We start from the raw sequence: 2,873 nt of genomic DNA, 5'->3' as shown, positions 1-2,873 counted from the left end.
TCCAGTTCCTCCCGGCGGGTCATACCATTCTGGAATCACACCCCGACTCCAGGGGTCAACCGGCGGATATGGAACGCGCAACGCAGCTCACATCGCCCGAACTACAGGGGGTGGGGTGAGCACGTACGGGTTTCCAACGCCTCATGGCGTCACCTCCTTGCGGTCGAGCGCATCCACCTGGTCGAATAGCTGTCTTAGCCGCTCTCGCCGGCTCGTTGGATCGCGTCCAAGATCGTGGCGAAGAACCCGTCCTCGCCCGCATCGCCATCACGCTTGGCTTTGGCGGATTCAGCATCGGGTGCGCGCTCCCGATCAGCGAAGTACGAACGATCCATCGGCCGCGGCTCACCATCGCCGGGTGTCCACGCGTTGCCGGCTCGTTCGCCGACGTCCGGCCAGGCACTGTCGGCGTTCGCCTGCGCAGCGACACCGGCACCCAGAATAAGCGCGGTAGCGGTGGCGACGGCAGCGGTAGTCTTGGCGATCCGGAACATGGCGTTTCTCCGCTCCAATCCATCGAATGGGATGGGTCGGAGACCGCCGCTTTTAAGGGCACGTCTCCGCTTTGCTTTCACCCTGGAGCATGGGAGAGCGCGTTGACCGCCGATGTGTGCGGCATCACACGTAACGCGCGTGTGATCGCTAGTGTCTGGTCGGTACGGGAACTCGGGTGTCGGTGTGGTCGAAAAGGCTGGCCGCGCCGACGCCGCTGGTAGCTGCGACCGGCGGGCCGCTCGTCGCTTTATGCTTGGACGCTTACAACCGCCGCGCAGAGGTCGTCTACGAGACACCGGCTTGCAGACCACCAAGCGGAAGACCGACAGCAAGGGCGGCCAGGAAAAGCAGCACACCGGCGGCCGCGCACAGCAAGGCCGCGCGCAGCAGCCGGAACTTACGGGGGCACAGAGCTGGTACCCGTGGATCGCCTTGGCACGCGCCAGCGTGGCCGCATCGGTCGCAAATCTCTGCCAGATAATTTTCGGGCTGCGTGCGTCTCGCGACAGCCCCCCAGAATAAAGGGTCCGATCCCGAGCGATGACGCAGCCGAGGGAGCACCACCAGGAAGGCCAGCACCGAGGCGCTGAGGAGAAGACCGACGACGATCAGCCAGATCGATGCGACCCACCGCGGCGCCTGTCAAGGTAGTTGTCGGTTCGTCGGGTTCGAATGCTGCGGGCCAGCGCGCTCCCCAAGCCCGGTCCTCGCCGACGGCCGACCGCCCTTCGGCGCGCTTGATGGGCGCGCGGGCGGCCGGCCTGCTCGGCCCGGTTTGGGGATCGCGCGTCAGGTATCCGTGGACGGGTCCCGTTCGGGGTTCAGCCAGACGCTGCCCACCGGCGTCCAGGCGCGGGTGGCGCCGCTCCAGCGGGCGGGCTTATCGGCCCGCGCCTGGTCGTAGACGCGCTGGCGATCGGCGAGGATGCGGGCTTCCGAGCCGTTGTGGCGCTGCTGCGGGGTGACGTAGCGCAGCGCGCTGTGACGGTGTTCTTCGTTGTACCAGGCGACGAACGTCCGCACCCAGCTGCGGGCGGCGTCGAGGTCGGCGAACCCCTCGCGCGGGTAGTCTGGGACGTACTTGCAGGTCCGGAACAGCGCCTCGGAGAAGGCGTTGTCGTCGGACACCCGGGGCCGGCTGAACGACGGCTCGATCTCCAGCCGCCGCAGCGTCTCCAGCAGCGTCGCGCCCTTCAGCGGCGAGCCGTTGTCGGCGTGCAGCACGAGGGGATGGTCAATACAGTTCTCCGCCAGCACGGCGCGCTCCACGACCCGGGCGGCGGCGGCCGCTGTCTCGGCTTCTTCGACCTCCCAGCCGACGATCTTGCGCGAGAACAGGTCCAGGATCAGGAACAGGTAGAAGAACGTGCCGCGGGCGGGCCCGGCCAGCCAGGTCACATCCCAGCTCCAGACCTGGCACGGGGCGTCCGCGCGGTAGGTGGTCGGCCGGGCCTGCGGTGCGGGGACCCGCGCGCGGCCGCGGCGGTGTTGCTCGCGGTGGCGGCGCAGGATGCGGTAGAAGGTGCTCTCCGAGGCGATGTAGCGGCCGTTCTCGTCGAGCAGCCGCGCGACGATCTGGGCCGGCGGCAGGTCGGCATGAGCGGGGGCGTGGCAGGCGTCGAGGACCTCTTGCACCTCCGCCGGCGAGAGGGCGTGCGGCGGTGTCGGCCGCTCGATCTCGGGGCGGCGGTCCGTTCGGACCGCGCCCTCCTCGGTCCAACGCAGATACGTGCGTTGGCTCAGCCCCAGCATCTGACACGCCGGGGTGAGGCGCGCGCCGGCCGCGCGCGCCTCGTCGATCAGCTCCACGGCCTTGGCGCGATCCGAGGCGGGGATCAGGCGTCCCCGTCGTCCCCCCAGATCGCTTCCGCTTTTTTTCGCAAGGCCAGCAGCGCGGCCGTCTCGGCGAGCGCCGCGTCCTTGCGTTTGAGCTCCTTCTCCAGCTTGCGCACGCGCTTGCGCTCCGCGCGCGTGTCCTGGCTCTCCTGCCGGCGCCGGTCGTCGCCCAACGCCGCCGCCTGCTCGCAGTCCTGACGCCAGCGCTTGAGCTGGGCGAGGTGGATGCCCCGCCGGCGGCAGTACTCGCCGCGGTCATGGGCGTTCATGGATGCCGTCTCCAGCACGGCCTGGAACTTCGCCTGCGAGCTCCAGCGCTCCGGGTCGCCGCCATTATCGCCAGCCGCACTGGCCCGGCCGGCTTTGGCCTCACGCCGCCAGCGATAGGCGGTGTCCTTGGTGATACCCTCCTCCGCAGCGACGTCCTGCGGGCGGCGGTTTTGCGGCGGCATCAGCTTGGCCAACGCCGCATCCTTGCGCTCCTGGGAATACTCGGGCAAACCCAACTCCTCGGCTCGAGTGGTCGGTTAAGACTACAGGTT

3 protein-coding genes are annotated in these 2,873 nt (G+C 68.9%); all 3 read right to left on the bottom strand.

Annotated elements, in window-relative coordinates:
- Positions 1-194: 194 nt before the first annotated feature.
- The 3 genes from CKO28_RS27555 to CKO28_RS27545 all read right to left on the bottom strand — a co-directional run bounded on the left by CKO28_RS27555 (position 195) and on the right by CKO28_RS27545 (position 2,831).
- Positions 195-494, bottom strand: a complete 300-nt coding sequence (locus CKO28_RS27555) for a hypothetical protein (RefSeq protein WP_200344714.1) — start codon at positions 492-494, stop codon at positions 195-197.
- Between the two features lie 286 nt (positions 495-780).
- Positions 781-1,074, bottom strand: a complete 294-nt coding sequence (locus tag CKO28_RS29565) for a Pycsar system effector family protein (protein ID WP_367575763.1) — start codon at positions 1,072-1,074, stop codon at positions 781-783.
- A gap of 210 nt (positions 1,075-1,284) precedes the next feature.
- A protein-coding gene (locus CKO28_RS27545) for an IS3 family transposase (protein ID WP_437127664.1) occupies positions 1,285-2,831 on the bottom strand; the annotation gives its coding sequence in 2 pieces (ribosomal slippage) (positions 1,285-2,360 and positions 2,360-2,831; 1,548 coding nt in all).
- Between the last annotated feature and the right edge of the window lie 42 nt (positions 2,832-2,873).

It is taken from the genome of Rhodovibrio sodomensis (genome assembly GCF_016583645.1).
Taxonomy (GTDB): domain Bacteria; phylum Pseudomonadota; class Alphaproteobacteria; order Kiloniellales; family Rhodovibrionaceae; genus Rhodovibrio; species Rhodovibrio sodomensis.
This window is presented reverse-complemented; position numbering and strand designations above follow the sequence as displayed.